18 protein-coding genes and 1 pseudogene are annotated in these 19977 nt (G+C 53.1%); all 19 read left to right on the top strand.

Annotated elements, in window-relative coordinates; translation table 11 throughout:
* Positions 1–32: 32 nt before the first annotated feature.
* Complete coding sequence (yfmF, locus tag M493_RS06045) at positions 33–1331, top strand: EF-P 5-aminopentanol modification-associated protein YfmF (RefSeq protein ID WP_020959412.1); 1299 nt, start codon at positions 33–35, stop codon at positions 1329–1331.
* Positions 1312–2601 (top strand): EF-P 5-aminopentanol modification-associated protein YfmH, encoded by a 1290-nt coding sequence (gene yfmH / locus M493_RS06050; protein WP_020959413.1) that lies wholly within the window; start codon positions 1312–1314, stop codon positions 2599–2601. The genes yfmF and yfmH overlap by 20 nt, the downstream gene beginning before the upstream one ends.
* 56 nt (positions 2602–2657) lie before the next feature.
* Positions 2658–3374: an elongation factor P 5-aminopentanone reductase gene (ymfI, locus tag M493_RS06055; protein WP_020959414.1), complete on the top strand. Its 717-nt coding sequence runs from the start codon at positions 2658–2660 to the stop codon at positions 3372–3374.
* A gap of 63 nt (positions 3375–3437) precedes the next feature.
* The gene (locus M493_RS06060; protein WP_020959415.1) at positions 3438–3686 is read left to right on the top strand and encodes a DUF3243 domain-containing protein; all 249 of its coding nucleotides are present in this window, start codon (positions 3438–3440) and stop codon (positions 3684–3686) included.
* Positions 3687–3815: 129 nt separating this feature from the next.
* The gene (locus M493_RS06065) at positions 3816–4607 is read left to right on the top strand and encodes a DUF3388 domain-containing protein (RefSeq protein WP_020959416.1); all 792 of its coding nucleotides are present in this window, start codon (positions 3816–3818) and stop codon (positions 4605–4607) included.
* 24 nt (positions 4608–4631) lie between these two features.
* On the top strand, positions 4632–5516 hold the full coding sequence (locus M493_RS06070) for a helix-turn-helix domain-containing protein (RefSeq protein WP_020959417.1): 885 nt from the start codon (positions 4632–4634) through the stop codon (positions 5514–5516).
* 78 nt (positions 5517–5594) lie between these two features.
* Positions 5595–6173, top strand: coding sequence for a CDP-diacylglycerol--glycerol-3-phosphate 3-phosphatidyltransferase (gene pgsA, locus M493_RS06075; RefSeq protein WP_020959418.1), 579 nt, complete (start codon positions 5595–5597; stop codon positions 6171–6173).
* 27 nt (positions 6174–6200) lie between these two features.
* Positions 6201–7445: a competence/damage-inducible protein A gene (locus tag M493_RS06080; RefSeq protein WP_041267878.1), complete on the top strand. Its 1245-nt coding sequence runs from the start codon at positions 6201–6203 to the stop codon at positions 7443–7445.
* Between the two features lie 178 nt (positions 7446–7623).
* Positions 7624–7917: pseudogene (locus tag M493_RS06085) on the top strand (DNA recombination/repair protein RecA); the annotation flags it as partial.
* 930 nt (positions 7918–8847) lie between these two features.
* Positions 8848–9663 carry a recombinase RecA gene (gene recA / locus M493_RS06090; RefSeq protein ID WP_020959421.1) on the top strand — a complete coding sequence of 272 codons (816 nt, stop codon included), beginning with the start codon at positions 8848–8850 and terminating at the stop codon, positions 9661–9663.
* 443 nt (positions 9664–10106) lie between these two features.
* Positions 10107–11663 carry a ribonuclease Y gene (rny, locus tag M493_RS06095; protein WP_020959422.1) on the top strand — a complete coding sequence of 519 codons (1557 nt, stop codon included), beginning with the start codon at positions 10107–10109 and terminating at the stop codon, positions 11661–11663.
* A gap of 109 nt (positions 11664–11772) precedes the next feature.
* Positions 11773–12567 (top strand): TIGR00282 family metallophosphoesterase, encoded by a 795-nt coding sequence (locus M493_RS06100; RefSeq protein ID WP_020959423.1) that lies wholly within the window; start codon positions 11773–11775, stop codon positions 12565–12567.
* Positions 12568–12696: 129 nt separating this feature from the next.
* Positions 12697–12957, top strand: a complete 261-nt coding sequence (gene spoVS / locus M493_RS06105; RefSeq protein ID WP_008878506.1) for a stage V sporulation protein SpoVS — start codon at positions 12697–12699, stop codon at positions 12955–12957.
* A 92-nt stretch (positions 12958–13049) separates the two neighbouring features.
* Complete coding sequence (locus M493_RS06110; RefSeq protein ID WP_020959424.1) at positions 13050–13973, top strand: dipeptidase; 924 nt, start codon at positions 13050–13052, stop codon at positions 13971–13973.
* Between the two features lie 171 nt (positions 13974–14144).
* A complete protein-coding gene (locus tag M493_RS06115; protein WP_020959425.1) occupies positions 14145–15917 on the top strand; it encodes a 2-oxoacid:acceptor oxidoreductase subunit alpha in 1773 nt (590 codons plus the stop codon).
* A complete protein-coding gene (locus M493_RS06120) occupies positions 15884–16750 on the top strand; it encodes a 2-oxoacid:ferredoxin oxidoreductase subunit beta (protein WP_020959426.1) in 867 nt (288 codons plus the stop codon). Before M493_RS06115 ends, M493_RS06120 begins: the two co-directional genes overlap by 34 nt.
* A 227-nt stretch (positions 16751–16977) precedes the next feature.
* Positions 16978–18549 carry a tRNA (N6-isopentenyl adenosine(37)-C2)-methylthiotransferase MiaB gene (gene miaB / locus M493_RS06125; RefSeq protein ID WP_020959427.1) on the top strand — a complete coding sequence of 524 codons (1572 nt, stop codon included), beginning with the start codon at positions 16978–16980 and terminating at the stop codon, positions 18547–18549.
* Position 18550: 1 nt separating this feature from the next.
* Positions 18551–18982, top strand: coding sequence for a RicAFT regulatory complex protein RicA family protein (locus M493_RS06130; RefSeq protein WP_020959428.1), 432 nt, complete (start codon positions 18551–18553; stop codon positions 18980–18982).
* Positions 18983–19383: 401 nt separating this feature from the next.
* Complete coding sequence (locus tag M493_RS06135) at positions 19384–19932, top strand: outer spore coat protein CotE (protein WP_020959429.1); 549 nt, start codon at positions 19384–19386, stop codon at positions 19930–19932.
* Positions 19933–19977 lie beyond the last annotated feature (45 nt).

The raw sequence follows: 19977 nt of genomic DNA on the forward strand, positions 1-19977 counted from the left end.
GTCCACTTTCTGAAGGAAAAGGAGGAGTTTGATTGGTCGATGAAAAAGTGACAGCGGTTGGACCGGTTCGTGTCCATACGATTTCGACTGATAAGTACAAAACGAATACGCTCGTTTGGAAAATGAAAGCGCCGCTTGCCAAGGAGACGGTGACGCTGCGCGCGCTGCTTCCGTACGTCTTGCAAAGCGGCACGGCTGATTACCCGAGCGTCAAGGCGCTGCGCACCTACCTGGATGAGCTGTACGGGGCGACGCTGAACGTCGATTTAACTAAAAGAGGCGAAGACCATATTATGACGATCCGCATTGATGTGGCGAATGAACGGTTTTTGCCGGAGCAAACGCCGCTTCTAGAGAAAGCGCTTCAACTGCTCGCCGATCTCTTGCTCCGCCCGGTGCTCGAGGGCGGCCGGTTTGTTGAGGACATCGTCGCCCGGGAAAAACGGGCGCTAAGCCAGCGCATTCAAGCGGTATATGATGATAAAATGCGCTATGCGAGCATGCGCCTCGTTCAAGAAATGTGCAAAGGTGAACCGTACGCCCTCTCGCCAAACGGTGAGCTCGAGGATGTTGACACCATTACAGCGGAGCGGCTGTACCGGTATTACGAGCAGGCGTTGGCTGAAGATGAGCTTGATTTGTATGTCATCGGCGACGTCGATGAGGAAGCGGTGCTCGCCGCTGTCAAGCAACGTTTCTCCTTACCGGACCGCCTGCAGCCGGCGCGGGCGCCGCTTGCTTCCGCCAAAGCGCGGGGGGAAGTGAACGAAGTCATCGAGCGGCAAGACGTAAAACAAGGAAAATTAAACGTCGGCTATCGGACTAACGTGACGTACGAAGATGACGATTATTACGCCTTGCAGCTGTTTAACGGCATTTTCGGCGGTTTTTCCCATTCCAAGTTGTTCATCAACGTTCGCGAGAAAGCGAGCCTCGCCTATTATGCCGCCTCGAGGCTTGAAAGCCATAAAGGGCTGCTCATGGTCATGTCCGGCATTGAGCCGGCCAATTACGAGAAGGCGCGCCGCATCATTGACGAACAAATGCAGGCGATGAAAAACGGTGATTTTACGGATGAAGAAATGGCACAAACGAAAGCGGTCATCCGCAACCAGTTGCTTGAGACGCTCGATACGCCGCGCGGGCTTGTCGAAGTGCTGTACCATAACGTCGTCTCAACGCGGAAACGCCCGCTGAACGAATGGCTTGCCGGCACGGACAGTGTGACGCGCGAGGATGTCGTGCGCGTCGCCGAAAAGGTGGTGCTCGATACGGTGTACTTTTTGACCGGAATGGAGGGGGCGACGGAAGATGGAAAAGCGGGTGTATGAAACGCTGCAAGAAGCGCTGTTTTATGAAAAAATGGACAACGGCCTTGATGTTTACATCTTGCCGAAAAAAGGGTTTCATAAAACGTATGCAACGTTTACGACGAACTACGGTTCCGTCGACAACCAGTTCGTCCCGCTCGGAAAAACGGAAATGAAACGCGTCCCGGATGGCATCGCCCATTTTTTGGAACATAAGTTGTTTGAAAAAGAGGACGGTGACGTGTTTCAGCAGTTCAGCAAACAAGGCGCTTCGGCGAACGCCTTTACGACGTTTACCCGCACCGCCTATTTGTTTTCAAGCACCGACAACATTGAGAAAAACTTAGAAACGTTAATGGACTTTGTGCAGACGCCGTATTTTTCCGACAAGACAGTCGAAAAAGAAAAAGGCATCATCGGTCAAGAAATCCGCATGTACGACGACAATCCGGACTGGCGTGTTTACTTTGGCGCCATCGAAAGCATGTACCATAACCATCCGGTTAAAATCGACATCGCCGGCACGGTTGAATCGATCGCCGAAATTACAAAAGAGCTGCTGTATGAATGTTACGAAACGTTTTATCATCCGGGCAACATGCTGTTGTTTGTCGTCGGTCCGGTCGACGAGCAAAAAGTGATGCAGCAAATCCGCGATAATCAGGCGAAAAAATCGTTTTCGCGGGCGCCGGAAGTGAAACGGTTTACGTACGAAGAACCGGGCCATGTCGCAGAAAAGAAAAAAATCATCCCCATGCATGTGCAGACGAATAAATGTTTTGTCGGCATTAAAGCGCCGTCCGTGCCAAACAGCGGCGAACAAAAACTCCGGCATGAACTCGCGTTTCACGTGCTGCTCGACTACTTGTTTGGCAAAAGCTCGCCGCATTACGAACGGCTGTACCGCGAAGGGTTGATTGACGATACGTTTATGTACGATTATACGGAAGAGCGTGAATTTGGCTTTGCCCTTGTCGGCGGCGACACGAGAGATGCGGAGCGGCTCGCGGCAGAGGTGCAGGAAGTGCTGCGGTCGTTTTCCACCGGACAGGTGCAAAAAGAGGAAATTGAGCGGGTGAAAAAGAAAAAAATCGGCGCCTTTTTGCGCGCGCTCAATTCGCCGGAGTACATCGCCAACCAGTTTACGCGCTATGCGTTTTATGGTGCGAGCTTATTTGATATTTTGCCGGCGCTCTCGTCGCTTACACTTGACGATATTGCTGCTGTCGCCGCCTCATGTTTCCGCGACTCGCAAATCGCCGTTTGTGAAGTTGTGCCAAAAGGGCAATGATGGCATCCTTCATGAGAAGGATGCTTTTTTGCGGCAAAGGAAGGGGAGAACGTTCAATGAACTACGCGTTAATCACCGGCGCTTCGGGCGGAATCGGGCAGAGCATCGCCCAAGAACTCGCCAAAGATGGCTACGGGCTCTTTCTTCATTACTACCGACGGCGGGCGCCGGTCGAAGCGCTGCGGGAAGAACTGGCGGATACGCACATCATCCCGCTCGAAGCCGACTTGTCCGCGCCTGGCGGGGTCGAGGCGCTCCTTTCGCAAATCGACCGCCCGGTGGACGCCATCATTTATAACAGCGGGGCGAGCTATTATGGATTGCTGACTGATATGAACGATGAGCTGATCGAGCGGATGGTGCGCCTTCATGTGACAAGTCCGGCGCAGCTCGTGAAAAAACTGCTTCCGCCGATGATTTCAAAAAAACGGGGCCATATTGTGTTTATTTCATCGATTTGGGGACTTTGCGGCGCCTCATGTGAAGCGGTGTATTCGATGGTGAAAGGCGGGCAGAATGCGTTCGCCAAAGCGCTGGCCAAAGAGCTCGCCCCAAGCGGCATCCGCGTCAATGCCGTCGCCCCTGGGGCGATCGCTACCGATATGCTCCGGTCGTTCAGTGCCGAGGAGCTTCAAGCGTTGGCGGATGAAATCCCAGCCGGCCGATTCGGCACCCCCGGCGAAGTGGCCAAAACAGTGGCGTTTCTTTTATCCGACGCCGCTTCGTACATCACCGGCCAAGTCATTTCTGTCAACGGCGGTTGGCATTGCTAAACGCATATTTTCCGTTCAGACAGGCAAACTAACCTTGAAACGTTCATCAAGGAGGGAATGCACATGTCGGTATTGGATAACTTTGAGCAATGGAAAGGATTTTTGGCGGATCGGCTTCAGCAAGCACAGCAACAAGGACTGAGCCAGCAAGTGATCACGGACGTCGCCTATCAAATCGGTGATTATTTGGCGAGAAACGTCGATCCGAAAAACCCGGAGGAACGGGTGTTGGCCGATCTCTGGAAAGTTGCTGATGAAAAAGAACAGCACGTTCTTGCCAACATGATGGTGAAGCTTGTCCAACAAAAATAACAACCGGAAGAGAGGGGAATCCCTCTCTCTTTTTTTCTCCCCCTTTTCAGTTGCTTTTCCATTCGCGATTATAGTAGTATGAACTTAGCATAAAGCGTTCGTGCGGACACCGACAAGGGAGGAGACGGGATGGGCAAGCAGGAATGGTACTTGGAGTATGAAATTCATGTCAACCGCCCCGGGCTGTTAGGTGACGTCGCATCGCTGCTCGGCATGTTGTCGATCAACATCGTGACGATCAACGGCGTCCGGAATTCGCGCCGCGGCATGCTGCTTCTGTGCGATAACAACGAGCAAATTGAGCGGCTGGCGACGATTTTGCGGACGATGGACAACATTACAGTGACGAAGCTGCGTCAGCCGAAGCTGCTTGACCGTCTGGCCGTCCGCCATGGCCGCTACATTCAGCGCGATGTTGACGATAAAAAAACGTTCCGCTTTGTCCGCGACGAACTTGGGCTGCTTGTCGATTTTATGGCGGAGATCTTTAAAGAAAAAGGACATAAGCTTGTCGGCATCCGCGGAATGCCGCGCGTCGGCAAGACGGAGTCGATCGTCGCCGCCAGCGTTTGCGCCAATAAGCGGTGGCTGTTTGTATCATCGACGTTGATTAAGCAGACGGTTCGCACCCAGCTGATGGAAGATGAATATGGCGAGGATCACATTTTTATCATCGATGGCATCGTCTCGACGCGCCGGGCAAACGAGCAGCACTGGCAGCTCATCCGCGAACTGATGCGCCTCGAGGCGACGAAAGTGGTGGAACATCCGGACATTTTTGTTCGTCATACAGAATATACACTTGACGATTTTGATTATATAATCGAACTGCGCCATGAGCCGGACGAAGATATTTCGTATGAAGCGATCGAGCGCCCGTCTTTGCTGGGCGATGGCGGATTTTCTGAATTTGGGTTTTAATTAAAAAATGGAAGGTGTTGGCCGTTGACGGAATTAGGAAAACGTTTGCGGGAAGCACGGGAGGAAAAGCAAATTACCTTGGATGAACTTCAGGAGATGACGAAAATTCAGAAGCGGTATTTAATCGGCATTGAGGAAGGAAATTATGCTATTATGCCGGGCAACTTTTATGTGCGCGCCTTCATCAGGCAATACGCCGAAGCGGTCGGCCTTGACCCGGACGAGCTGTTTGAACAATATAAGCAAGACGTTCCGCAATCTTATGAAGATGATCTTCCGCAGCCGCTGTCGCGCGTGAAAACGCGTCAGCAGCTTTCTGCCGAAGGGACGAAATGGCTCGACTGGCTGCCGAAACTGGCCGTCGCGGCAGTCGTCGTCGGGGCGGCTGTGCTTGTTTGGGTGCTGCTCCAGCGCGGCACAGCGAGCGAGCCGCCGGCGCGGACAAGCCCGGAGACGGCGGAGGTCGAAAGCTCGAAAAACTCGCCGCTTGAACAGGCGAAGGAAAAAGAAGAAGCAGCGAAGAAGGCGGAAGAAAAGAAAAAACAACAGGCTGAGCAGCCGACTCCTGAAGACAAACCGGCTGCGCCGGTGACGGCGCTGAACGTGACGGAAAAACGCGGCAACACAGCGACGATTGAAGTGAACAACCCTGCTTCATTTTCGATTGAACTCACGTCGAAAGGAACATCGTGGATTGAGGTGTACAACACGAAAGGCCATTCCTTTTATGCCGGCAATTTGACAAGCGGGCAAACGAAAACGTTCGACTTGTCAGCGGAAAGTGAAGTGTGGGTGAAAATCGGTCGCACGCTCGATGTCGACATGAAGGTAAACGGCCAGCCGTTTGCCTATCCGTTTGCCCCGAAAGACGAAGTGTACCAAAAGCTTCGTTTCATCCTAAAAAAATAATGGCAAAGGGCGGCTTTTTGGGAGAAAAGAAGCCGCTTCTTTGTCCGGATCGATGTTGAACTAGCGGAGGTATTCGTTGTGAACTTGCCGAATAAAATTACGGTAGCGCGCATTATGCTCATCCCATTTTTCTTAATCGTCATGCTTGTCCCGTTCGGGTGGGGAAGCGTCCGCATCGCCGGGGTGGAGCTTCCGGTCGCTCATCTCATCGGAACCCTCGTTTTTATTGTCGCTTCAACAACTGACTGGATTGACGGCTACTACGCCCGCAAGTACGGACTCGTCACCAACTTGGGCAAGTTTTTGGATCCGCTCGCCGATAAGCTGCTTGTATCGGCGGCGCTCATCGTGCTCGTTGAGCTCGGGGCCGCGCCGGCTTGGATGGTGATCGTCATCATCAGCCGCGAGTTTGCCGTCACCGGCCTGCGGCTTGTGCTCGCCGGCGAGGGGGAAGTTGTCGCTGCCAACGTGCTTGGAAAAATTAAGACGTGGACGCAAATTGTGGCGATCTCCGCCCTTTTGCTGCACAACTTTCCGTTTTCACTCATTCCGTTTCCGTTCGCCGATATCGCGCTTTGGGTGGCGGTCATTTTCACGATCTGGTCCGGTTGGGATTACTTTGCCAAAAACAAACACGCTTTTTCCCACTCGAAATAGCCGGCCGAAAAAGGGGGAGAACGTTTGGTGAATGCGGAGATTATTGCTGTCGGCTCGGAACTGCTGCTCGGACAAATTGCCAATACGAACGCTCAGTTTTTGTCGCAACAGCTCGCCGGCCTTGGCATTAACGTCTATTTTCATACGGTTGTCGGCGACAATGCCGGCCGTCTCGAACAAGCGGTGAAAACCGCGCAAACGAGAGCGAACCTCATCATTTTCACCGGCGGGCTCGGCCCGACGAAAGACGATTTGACGAAAGAAACGATCTCCCGCCTGCTCGGCCGCCGGCTCGTGACCGATGAGGAAGCGCTGCGGGCGATTGAGGCGTTCTTTGCCCGCACGAACCGGCCGATGACAGAAAACAATAAAAAACAGGCGCTCATCTTGGAAGGGGCGGCCGTGCTGAAAAACGAGCACGGCATGGCGCCAGGGATGGCGTTGACGGTTGACGGCATTACATACATGTTGCTGCCGGGGCCGCCGAAAGAAATGCAGCCGATGTTTACGAAATACGGCGCCCCCTTTTTGCGCGGCGTTTTTTCGCTTTCCGGGCGCATCGAATCGCGCGTCCTCCGCTTTTTTGGCATCGGCGAGTCGGCGCTTGAGACGGCGCTCGCCGACTTGATTGACGCCCAGTCGAATCCGACGATCGCCCCGCTCGCAAACGACGGCGAGGTAACGCTCCGTCTGACGGCAAAACATCAGGATCAAGCGGAAGCCAAGCGGCTGCTCGATGAGGCGGAAGCCGCCATTTTGACGCGCGTCGGCCGTTATTGTTACGGATATAATGATGAAACGCTGTTTACAAAGACATTGGAACGGTTAAAAGAAAGAGGGTGGACAATCGCCGCGGCGGAAAGCTTGACCGGAGGCCTGTTCCTTGAGCAGCTGACGGCCGTGCCGGGGGCGTCGGCCGCCGTGAGCGGCGGCGTTGTCTGCTACACAAACGGCGTAAAAGAACACCTCCTTGGCGTGCCGCGGCCGCTGTTGGAGACGAACGGAGCGGTAAGCGAACCGTGCGCCCGTCTGCTCGCCGAGAACGTGCGCACGATGTGTGATGCCGATGTCGGCATCAGCTTCACCGGCGTCGCCGGCCCCGATCCGCTCGAAGGCCATCCGCCGGGCACCGTGTATGTCGGCATCGCCATACGCGGGCGCGACACCACCGTCCACCGCCTCGCATTATCCGGCACACGTGATGCCATCCGCACCCGCACCGCCAAATACGGCTGCTTTTTCTTGTTGGAGACGCTTGCGGCCGGCCGTTGACCGGCTGCTCCCCTTCTTGAATCCACCACCGCATCCATCGTTTTTTCCACCGCATTCGCATGGCGATCGTTGCTAGTTTCTCCATCGAAAAAACGAATAAACGTTCGACTTTTTGCTTGGCAACGGCCGCAAAACGCGATATAGTATAAGTAGCCCTAGAATAAGGAGGAGTAGATGAGTGAACCAAGATCGTCAAGCTGCCTTGGAGCAGGCGTTAAAACAAATTGAACGACAGTTTGGCAAGGGGGCCATTATGAAGCTCGGCGAGCAAGTCGAGCGCAAAATCTCGACGGTGCCGAGCGGTTCGTTGGCGCTTGACATCGCGTTAGGCGTCGGCGGCTACCCGCGCGGGCGGATCGTCGAAATTTACGGGCCGGAATCGTCCGGGAAAACGACCGTTGCCCTTCACGCGATCGCGGAAGTGCAAAAGCGGGGCGGGCAGGCAGCCTTCATCGACGCGGAGCACGGTGTGACCTGTTGCTAACCCAAGTATGGTGGAAACACCATACGAAAAGTTAGCGGGACCGAATTATAGTAGGTCCTAACTGCACCATCGAGAGCTCGGTGAAAGTCCGAGACAGGAATGAAGGTTGGCATTCCTGCCCTAATACCCCGACGTGCGGTAATGGTGCGCAACATTACCGTGCGAAGCTCGGAGAGGACGGCGAAAAGCAGACCTGAGAAGTGGTTAGCGAAGTAGCCGGGGGTCCATAAAACTCCTATGGCTAGAGAACGCAAAGTGCGTTGGAACGAACCGCCGGAAGTACGGCTCGTAAGGCGTGGGGCACCGAATAAAGAAGGTGCTCACCTCCTTAGAGAGGCTCAGCCCCGGATCGAGTATTCGTGCTTGCTCAATCTGGATTGATCCCACAGAGGATCTTTGCCTTGAGTCCTCCAACCGTGGACGAAAAGGTGGCTGACGGGTCAGAGGCGGAGCCTAAGGGAGTATGTAAGGATAGGTGGTGCGGTACAGGTGAACCACCCCAGTGGATGCTAAGGAGTGCGCACCCCGATGCCACTAAGCAGTAGGAAATGACTGCTGAAGGGGTGGGGCAGCAGCCCGTAGTAGTGATGAAGCAGGGTAATGCCTGCGGAGCGAAGGGGCATAATCGAGCACCTTTTGGTTACTAACCCCAGACGACGATTAGGAAGCCGTGAGGGAATCCGCAAGGATTTTGGTGAGCAAAACTGACTAACAACGTGTATAGTACAAATCCAGATGGAAAGGATTTGATACTATCAAACACACGTTTCAAAAACTAATCAGCCCGAGGTCGGAAAAACAAACGCAATCAAGAAACTCGAGAAGTACAGAAAGTATATACACGGGTAAAGTCTTGGGTTGATTAGTAACCGGGGTACTCGATGGAACGCCGTGTGCGGGGAAACTCGCACGCACGGTGTGAAGCGGGGGAAAATAGCCCCTCCGGGTAATGCCGAGGGTGACTATTACCTATCGCTATCGCTCGACCCTATTTATGCCCAAAAGTTAGGAGTCAATATTGATGAGTTGCTGCTTTCCCAACCTGATACGGGCGAGCAGGCGCTCGAAATTGCTGAAGCGCTCGTGCGAAGCGGTGCGGTCGATATCATCGTCATCGACTCGGTAGCGGCGCTCGTGCCGAAAGCGGAAATTGAGGGGGAGATGGGCGACGCCCACGTCGGTTTGCAAGCGCGCCTCATGTCGCAGGCGCTTCGCAAGTTGTCCGGCGCTATTAACAAGTCGAAAACGATCGCCATCTTCATCAACCAAATCCGCGAGAAAGTCGGCGTCATGTTCGGCAATCCCGAGACGACGCCGGGCGGACGGGCGCTCAAGTTTTACGCTTCCGTCCGTTTAGAGGTGCGCCGCGCCGAGCAAATCAAGCAAGGCAACGACATGGTGGGCAACAAAACGAGAATCAAAGTCGTCAAAAACAAAGTGGCTCCGCCGTTTAAAACAGCTGATGTGGACATTATGTACGGCGAAGGCATTTCCCGCGAAGGGGAAATCCTTGATATGGCGTCAGAGCTGGATATCGTGCAAAAAAGCGGCGCGTGGTATTCGTACAAAGACGAGCGGCTCGGCCAAGGGCGGGAAAATGCAAAACAATTTTTGAAAGAAAACCCGCATATCGCCGAGGAGATCGCCCGCGCCATCCGCAGCCATTACGGCATCGATGCCGGCGAGACGGGCGGCGAGCCGGTGCAAGACGAGTTTGGGTTGCTTGAAGAATAACCGACAGAGGGCGTCCTGGCATGGCTGGGCGCCTTCTTTCAGCTTCCGAAACAGAACGAATGTTCGTTGTTTCTTGGCAGAATATGCTGGGAGATGATGAAATCCCGTGCGGGTAGTTCTGTTTCATTTCGTATTTTACGAAAAAGAAGGAACGGGATGCCCCGCGTGCCGCGGCTTGAGAGAGCGCTTGTGTAATATCTTGACAATTCCTACTGCCGCCTTTACAATGAACATGTATATTTGTCCATATACACGGCAGGGCCATACGCCCGCCCGGAAAGGCGAATCGCCTTCGTGCGGCCAAATCCGTACGGGGAATGCCAAGTAACATGACCGAGCCAATGCGTTGAAAACGGGAATGTCCACCTGCGCCGGACGGTTGGAGACAACAGTGGCGCGAAGAAAGAGCGAAAGAAAACTGAACAGCAAGAGGAGGTGAAACGATGGGTTCGATCATCATCTCCGCTTTGCTTGCCTTAGTCATTGGTGCCGTTGTTGGCTTTTTTGTTCGCAAATCGATTGCCGAAGCAAAAATCGGTGGGGCGAAAGCAGCTGCCGAGCAGCTGATTGAAGAGGCGAAACGCGCGGCGGACGCCTTGAAAAAAGAGGCGCTTCTCGAAGCGAAAGACGAGATTCATAAACTGCGCACGGAAGCGGAGCGCGACATCCGCGACCGGAGAAGCGAGCTCCAAAAACAAGAAAACCGCTTGATGCAAAAGGAGGAAAACCTCGACCGCAAAGATGAAGCGCTCAATAAACGCGAGGCGTTGCTCGAAGCGAAAGAAGAAGCGTTAAATGAAAGACAACAGCATATTGAACAAATGGAAAGCAAAGTGGAAACGCTCGTCAAACAGCAGCAAACCGAACTCGAACGCATTTCCGGATTGACGCGCGATGATGCGCGTCAGCTCATTTTAGAGCGCGTCGAAAAGGAACTGTCGCATGAGATTGCGATGATGGTCAAAGAGGCGGAAACGCGGGCGAAAGAAGAGGCGGACAAGCGGGCCAAGGCGGTTTTGTCGCTCGCCATCCAGCGCTGCGCGGCCGACCATGTCGCCGAAACGACCGTCTCTGTCGTCAACTTGCCAAACGACGAAATGAAAGGACGGATCATTGGGCGCGAAGGACGGAACATCCGTACGCTTGAGACGCTGACCGGCATCGATTTAATTATCGACGATACGCCGGAGGCCGTCATTTTGTCCGGATTTGACCCGATTCGCCGCGAAACGGCGCGCATTGCACTAGATAAGCTCGTGCAGGACGGCCGCATCCACCCGGCTCGCATTGAAGAAATGGTTGAGAAAGCGCGCCGCGAAGTCGATGAACACATCCGCGAGGTCGGCGAACAGACGACGTTTGAAGTCGGCGTCCACGGCTTGCATCCGGACTTGATCAAAATTTTAGGACGGCTCAAGTTCCGGACAAGCTACGGACAAAATGTCTTAAAACATTCGGTGGAAGTGGCGTTTTTAGCCGGACTGATGGCGGCTGAGCTCGGAGAAGACGAGATGCTGGCGCGCCGGGCCGGCTTGCTTCATGACATCGGCAAGGCGATCGACCATGAAGTGGAAGGAAGCCATGTGGAAATCGGCGTCGAGCTGGCGACGAAATATAAAGAACACCCTGTTGTCATCAACAGCATCGCCTCCCACCATGGCGACACTGAGCCGACATCGGTCATCGCCGTGCTTGTCGCGGCGGCGGACGCGCTGTCGGCGGCGCGGCCGGGGGCGCGCAGCGAAACGCTCGAAAACTATATCCGCCGCTTAGAGAAGCTTGAGGAGATCGCGGAATCGTACGAAGGGGTGGAAAAATCGTACGCCATCCAAGCCGGGCGCGAAGTGCGCATTATGGTCAAACCGGATATGATCGACGATTTGGAAGCGCACCGGTTGGCGCGCGACATCCGCAAACGGATTGAAGAAGAGCTTGATTACCCGGGCCATATTAAGGTGACGGTCATCCGCGAAACGCGGGCGGTCGAATATGCGAAATAAAGTGGCAGCCTATTGCCACTTTATTTTTTTGTCCGTAAAATAAGAGAGTATACCGATCGCCCGATGGCCTTCGTCGTGGCGATACTTTCGATTTAGAAAGGGATTGATGATGAAAATTTTATTTATCGGTGATGTCGTCGGTTCGCCGGGGCAAAAAATGGTCGAGCAGTATTTGCCCAAATTAAAGGAAAAGCACCGGCCGGATGTCGTTATCATTAACGGCGAAAACGCCGCCGGAGGGAAAGGGATCACCGAGGCGATTTACCGTTCACTGCTTGCGCAAGGCGTCCATGCTGTCACTCTCGGCAATCATGCCTGGGATAAGCGCGATATTTTTGAATTCATTGACCAGGCGAAAAGGTTGATTCGCCCGGCGAACTATCCACCGGGCACGCCGGGAAAAGGCATCGTTTACGTGCCGACCGAGCATGGCGAGGTAGCGGTCATCAACTTGCAGGGGCGGGCGTTTTTGCCGGCGATTGACTGTCCGTTTCAGAAGGCGGACGAATTAATCGCCGCTGCCTCTGTGCGCACGCCGGTCATCATCGTTGATTTCCATGCCGAAGCGACGAGCGAAAAACAGGCGATGGGCTGGTACTTGGACGGCCGCGTGTCTGCGGTCATCGGCACGCATACACACGTCCAAACGGCTGATCACCGCATTTTGCCGAAGGGAACGGCGTACATTACCGATGTCGGCATGACCGGTCCGTACGACGGCATTTTGGGCGTCGATCGGGAGGCGGTATTGCGCAAATTTTTAACTGGGCTGCCGGTCCGTTTCGACGTCAAAGAAGGAAGAAGCCAGTTGAATGCCGTGCTTGTTAATATTGACGCCAAAAGTGGGCGTGCGCTCCGCATCGAGCGCTTCATCATTAACGATGACCATCCGTATTTTGAATAGTTTATTTTTTATAAATTTTTAAAAACATGCTCCTCCCGGGCAGGAATAGTTGCCAAAGCAGTGAATATAGTTACAGTGAAGACATTTTACCGAAATCCATTTTCCAAGGAAACGAGGGAGGAGCTAGAAATGGAAATATTAAAAGTTTCAGCAAAATCGAATCCGAACTCTGTAGCTGGTGCACTTGCCGGAGTGCTGCGCGAGCGCGGCGCGGCGGAAATTCAGGCGATCGGCGCAGGTGCATTAAATCAAGCCGTTAAGGCAGTAGCGATCGCAAGAGGGTTTGTGGCACCAAGCGGCATGGACTTGATTTGCATTCCGGCATTTACGGATATTATGATTGATGGGGAAGAGCGGACAGCGATTAAATTAATCGTCGAACCTCGTTAACTGGATGAGCGGCAAATGGTAAAATATAACCTGTTGGCGCCTTCACTCGCGAAGGCAGGCAGGTTATTTTTGCTTTTTAAGGGGGAAAACGAATGATTTTTGATGCTCATTGTGACGCACTGATGAAACTATGGCAAGACCGGTCATTGTCGTTTCAAGATGGGCCATCGCTTCATGTTACGCTTTCGGGAATGACGGAAGCCGGGGTGAAAGTGCAATGCTTTGCTATTTACATACCGGAAACGGTGCCGGAAGAGGCCCGGTTCACGGCGGCGCTTGAGATGGCGGATATTTTCTTCACCCGCATCGTTGAGGTGTTTCCGTCTGTGAAAGTTGTGCGGACGAAACGGGACATCGCCTCCCTTCAAGAAGGGGAGATCGGCGCGATGTTGACGCTCGAAGGATGTGATGCGATTGGCGCCAACCTTGTCAAGTTAAAGACGCTCCTTCGTCTCGGCGTCGCCTCCGTCGGCTTGACATGGAACTTTCCGAACGCTGTCGCTGACGGGGCGTGGGAGAAGCGCGGCGCCGGGTTGACGGCGTTCGGCCGGCAAGTTGTCGAGCTGCTCAATGAAATGAAGCGATGGGTCGATGTGTCCCATTTATCGGAAAAGGCGTTTTGGGATGTAGTGGAGACGGCCCGTTTCCCGATCGCTTCCCATTCAAACGCCCATCGCCTCTGCCCGCACCCGCGCAACTTGACGGATGAACAAATTAAGGCGCTGATTGAAAAAGACGGGATGATCGGCATCAATTTTGTCCCGTACTTTTTAACGAAGGACAAACGGAGAGCAACGGTCGCTGATGTGCTTCGCCACCTCGACTACGTATGCGCGCTCGGAGGGACGAACAACGTCGGGTTTGGTTCCGATTTTGACGGCATTGCGGAGACGGTGGCCGGCCTTGAAGCCGTCAAGGAGTACACCCGGCTTGTTAATGAGTTGTACAAGCATTACTCCGCTGAGCAAGTCGACCGCTTTTTGTTCCGCAATTTTTATGACCATTTGCCGGAGTGATAAATATCATTGAATATAGGCTTTGATTCATCCTAGAATAAAAGGCGGAACGCTGACTGCATTGGAAAAATATAATTGTCGGGTGGGAGACGGCGAAAAATGTAGTCGCTTTGTCAGAAAAATGATACAATAATACCGAGAGGCTGTAGTGAACATAAAGGGGTGTAAAACATGATCGAACAGCTGTCATGGAAAGTAGGCGGCCAGCAAGGGGAAGGGATTGAAAGCACAGGGGAAATTTTCTCCGCGGCGCTGAACCGCCTCGGGTACTATTTATACGGGTACCGCCATTTTTCTTCCCGCATTAAGGGGGGACATACGAACAATAAAATCCGCGTCAGCACGAAACCGGTGCGGGCGGTCGCGGATGATTTGGACATCTTGGTAGCGTTCGACCAAGAAACGATTGATTTCAACTTTCACGAGTTGCACAGCAGCGGCATCGTCATTGCGGATGCCAAATTCAACCCGGTGATTCCCGAACGCGAAGGGGTGTCGCTTTATGCCGTTCCGTTCACCGATATCGCGACGGAGCTTGGCAACTCACTGATGAAAAACATGGTTGCCATCGGCGCGACGAGCGCGGTGCTAGGCTTAGATGCCGGCGTGTTCGAAAGCGTTGTCGCCGACACGTTCGCCCGCAAAGGGGCGCAAGTCGTCGAAAAAAATATGGAAGCGATCCGCGCCGGGGCACAGTACATGAAAGAGAAGCTGGACGGGCGCGCTGAGCCTATGAAACTGGCAAAAGCGGACGGCAAACAGCGGATGTTTATGATCGGCAACGATGCCATCGCTTTGGGGGCTCTTGCCGGTGGGGCGCGCTTTATGGCCGCATATCCGATTACTCCGGCTTCCGAAATTATGGAATATTTGATTAAAAAACTGCCTGATTTCGGGGGTACGGTCATTCAAACGGAAGACGAAATCGCCGCTTGCACGATGGCGATCGGCGCCAACTATGCCGGAACCCGGGCGTTTACGGCTTCTGCCGGACCGGGGCTGTCGCTCATGGCTGAAGCGATCGGCTTAGCCGGAATGACGGAAACACCGCTCGTTGTCGTCGATACGCAGCGGGGAGGCCCGAGCACCGGCTTGCCGACGAAGCAGGAACAATCGGACTTGCTTGCGATGATTTACGGCACGCACGGGGAAATTCCGAAAATCGTGATGGCGCCGAGCACCGTCGAGGAAGCGTTTTACGATATGGCAGAGGCGTTGAACTTGGCGGAGGAATACCAATGTCCGGTCATTTTCTTGTCGGATTTGCAGCTGTCGCTCGGCAAACAGACGGTCGAACCGCTTGACTACGATCGGATCGAAATTCGCCGCGGCAAGCTCGTGACCGGGGAATTGCCGCCGCTTGCCGGCAAGGACAACTTCAAGCGATATGAGCTGACACCGGACGGCATATCGCCACGGGTGTTGCCGGGGACAAAAGACGGCATCCATCACGTCACCGGGGTCGAGCATGCCGAAACGGGCCGCCCGTCGGAAACAGCAGCAAATCGTCAGGCGCAAATGGAAAAACGGCTGCGCAAACTCGAACACGTCCACTTCCCAACACCGGTGCATACGCGCATCCGCCATGAAGAGCCGGATTTGCTTCTTGTGGGCTTTTTATCAACGCGCGGAGCGATCGAGGAAGCGCTTGAGCGTCTCGAGCAAGACGGCGTCAACGTCAACCACGCGCACATCCGCCTGCTTCATCCGTTCCCGGTTGACGACATGCGGCCGCTTGTCGAGAAAGCGAAACGGGTCGTTGTCATCGAGCAAAATGCGACCGGACAATTGGCAAGCCTGCTGAAAATGAATGTCGGGCATGCCGATAAAATCGCCAGCGTCTTGAAATTTGACGGCAATCCATTCCTGCCAGGCGACGTTTATACCAAATGTAAGGAGTTGTTAGCACAATGGCCACCTTTAAAGATTTCCGCAATGATGTGAAGCCAAACTGGTGCCCGGGCTGCGGCGATTTTTCCGTGCAAGCCGCCATCCAGCGCGCTGCCGCCAACTTGGGGCTTGAGCCGCACCAGCTGGCTGTCATTTCCGGAATCGGCTGCTCAGGCCGCATTTCCGGTTACATTCACGCCTACGGGTTTCACGGCACGCACGGCCGCGCTTTGCCGCTCGCCCAAGGAGTGAAAATGGCGAACCGCGACTTGACGGTCATCGCCGCCGGCGGCGACGGCGATGGATTTGCGATCGGCATGGGGCACACGGTTCACGCCATCCGCCGCAACATCGACATCACGTACATCGTCATGGACAACCAAATTTATGGGCTGACGAAAGGGCAAACATCGCCGCGCAGCGCCGCCGGATTTAAAACGAAAAGCACGCCGCAAGGGTCGATCGAACCGGCTTTGTCGCCTCTTGAAATCGCGTTAAGCGCCGGGGCGACGTTTGTTGCGCAAAGCTTTTCAAGCGATTTAAAAGAGCTGACAAGCTTGATTGAAGAAGGCGTCAAACATAAAGGCTTTTCGCTCATCAACGTCTTTAGCCCGTGCGTTACGTACAATAAAGTAAACACATATGAATGGTTTAAAGAGCATTTATTGAAAGTGAACGACATTGAAGGATACGATCCATCCAATCGGGAGATGGCGATGCAAACGGTGATGAAATATAACGGGCTCGTCACCGGGCTGATTTACCAAAATAACGAGCAAAAGTCGTACCAAGAGCTCGTCCCGGGTTATAGCGAGGAGCCGCTTTCCGAGGCTGATTTGAAACTAAGCAAAGAAAAATTCGCCGAGCTGATGGCAGAGTTTATGTAAAAATGGAAGTGATTCATGCTCGATGAGGACTTGCCTCATCGGGCGTTTTTTTGTTATCATAACATGTTCCGGACATCCGGAACAAAAACCGTTGTGTTTCATTGTCATTGGCGATATACTATGATAGTGTGTGATGGAAGAAATTTGCCGAAACAAGTGGGCGGCAATGAACATGACAGCCGCCTAGCTTTGTATAACTGAAAATCGGCTCAAGAAAGGAGATTGTTATGAACGAAAAACAACGTTTGGAACAAACGGGACAAATTCAAACAGCCAGCCATCCAGCGGACAGAAAATCCGACTTGGATCGGCTGAAACAAAAAACGACGAAAGACTATGAGAAATATTTCACTACCGTGTTTCTTCCGCCCAACTTAAAAGAGGCGAAAAAGCGCGGCAAAGAAGAAGTTCAATATGTGAACGACTTCGCGATCCCGGACGAGTTTCGCGGCATGGGACGGGGGCGGAAGTTTTACATTCGCACGTACGGTTGCCAAATGAATGAGCACGACACAGAAGTGATGGCCGGCATTTTCATGGCGCTTGGCTATGAGCCGACCGACCGTCCGGAAGACGCCAACGTCATTTTGCTTAACACGTGTGCGATCCGTGAAAACGCAGAAAACAAAGTGTTTGGCGAACTCGGCTACTTAAAGCCGCTGAAAACGACGAATCCGGACTTGCTGCTTGGCGTGTGCGGCTGTATGTCGCAAGAAGAAGCAGTCGTCAACAAAATTTTGAAGCAATACCAATATGTCGATATGATTTTCGGCACGCACAACATCCATCGCCTGCCGTATATTTTACATGAGGCGTATATGTCGAAAGAAATGGTCGTCGAGGTTTGGTCGAAAGAAGGCGACGTCGTCGAAAACTTGCCGAAAGCACGCAAAGGCCGCATTAAAGCGTGGGTCAACATCATGTACGGCTGCGACAAGTTTTGTACGTATTGCATCGTTCCGTATACGCGCGGCAAGGAGCGAAGCCGCCGTCCGGAAGACATCATTCAGGAAGTGCGTCAGCTCGCCGCCCAAGGGTATAAAGAAATCACACTGCTTGGACAAAACGTCAACGCCTACGGGAAAGACTTCGCCGATATCCAATACGGCCTTGGCGATTTAATGGACGAGCTGCGCAAAATCGATATTGCGCGCATCCGCTTTACGACAAGCCATCCGCGCGACTTTGACGACCGGCTCATCGAAGTGCTGGCCAAACGCGGCAATTTAGTCGAGCATATTCATTTACCGGTGCAATCAGGCAGCACGGAAATTTTGAAAATGATGGGCCGCAAATATACGCGCGAAGACTATTTGGAACTCGTCCGCAAAATAAAAGCGGCCATTCCGGACGTCGCATTGACGACGGACATCATCGTCGGCTTCCCGAACGAAACGGATGAGCAGTTTGAAGAAACGCTGTCGCTTTACCGTGAAGTGGAGTTTGATTCGGCGTATACGTTCATTTACTCGCCGCGTGAAGGCACCCCGGCGGCAAAAATGAATGACAACGTGCCGATGGACGTGAAAAAAGAGCGTCTTCAACGCCTAAACGCCCTCGTTCAAGAAATGGCGGCGAAAAAAATGAAGCAATACGAAGGGCAAATCGTCGAAGTGCTCGTTGAAGGTGAAAGCAAAACGAACCCGGATGTGTTGGCCGGCTATACGCGCAAAAACAAACTTGTCCACTTCGTCGGCCCGAAATCGCTCGTCGGCCAATTGGTCAACGTGCGCATTACGCAGGCGAAAACGTGGACACTGACGGGCGAATTAGTGAATGAAGCGATCGAGGTGAACTGAGATGGCAAAATATACGCGGGACGAGATTTTGGCGCAGGCAAAGCAACTGGCAAAAATGATCGCCGAAACGGAAGAGGTCGACTTTTTCAAGCGGGCGGAAGAAAAAATCCACCAAAACGAAAAAGTGAGCGCATTGATTAATGAATTAAAATCGCTGCAAAAACAAGCCGTAAACTTGCAGCATTACGGCAAACATGAAGCGCTGAAGCGGGTCGAGGCGAAAATTGACGCCATTTACGAACAGCTCGAACAAATTCCGATTGTCAGCGAGTTTCAACAATCGCAAACCGATGTCAACGACTTGCTTCAGCTCGTCGCCTCGACGATTTCCAATACGGTGACCGATGAAATTCTCGCTTCGACCGGCGGCGATGTGCTGCGCGGCGAAACGGGGGCCGCGCTTCGCTACAACAAGCATGGCGGCTGCCATTGACGCGTTTATGGCGCATGTTTGCCATGAACGAACAAAAAAGCGTCCTTTCGGGCGCTTTTTTTGTTCATGAGCCGAAGCCGATCCCTAGCCCGGGTGTCTCTGCGATGGAGCCTTTTCCTTGTTGGAAGGTGCCGTCCCGAAGAGAATTCCAAAGGCGCCGGGCCTTTTTTGACACATGCTGAATGTCTCCGTTAGACGATATGTTGTCTTTCCCTTGAAGACGGGCAGTTTTTTGGAGAAGCCTCCTCCTAAGGCGGCCGACAGATGGTGAAAAAGCAGGCACATTGAACGGAACGAGTGCATACAATGAACTATACGGAATAATGATTCATTTGCTGTGCACATTAGCGGAGATCACGCATAGGATGAAATGAAGATTCATTTGAGGAGGGTTCCGTTCGATGTCTGAATACAGAGAAATTATTACGAAAGCCGTTGTCGGCAAAGGCCGCAAATTTACGCAATCGACCCATACGGTGACGGCGCCGAACCGCCCGTCGAGCATTCTTGGCTGCTGGATTATCAACCACCGCTATGAAGCGAAAAAATGCGATAAAACGGTCGAAATTCACGGCCACTACGACATTAACGTCTGGTATTCATACAACAACAATACGAGAACAGAAGTCGTTACCGAAACCGTCTCGTATACGGACGTTGTGAAGTTAAAATATCGCGATAAAGACAATTTGATTAGCGATGACACCGACGTGATCGTCCGCGTCATCCAGCAGCCGAACTGCTTGGAATGCACCATTTCGCCGAACGGCAACAAAATCGTCGTCGATGTCGAGCGGGAGTTTGTCGCGGAAGTGATCGGCGAGACAAAAGTGTGTGTCGCCATCAACCCGGAAGGATGCGGCAAAGATGACGATTTTTGTGACGATGACGACCTTGATGAAGAATTGGAAGATTTAAGCCCGGATTTGTTGCTCGGCGAAGAAGAGTAAAACTAGGAAATTTCTTTCCTAGTTTTTTCTTTTGCCGCTTGTTAT

This window comes from Geobacillus genomosp. 3, from assembly GCF_000445995.2.
GTDB lineage: Bacteria > Bacillota > Bacilli > Bacillales > Anoxybacillaceae > Geobacillus.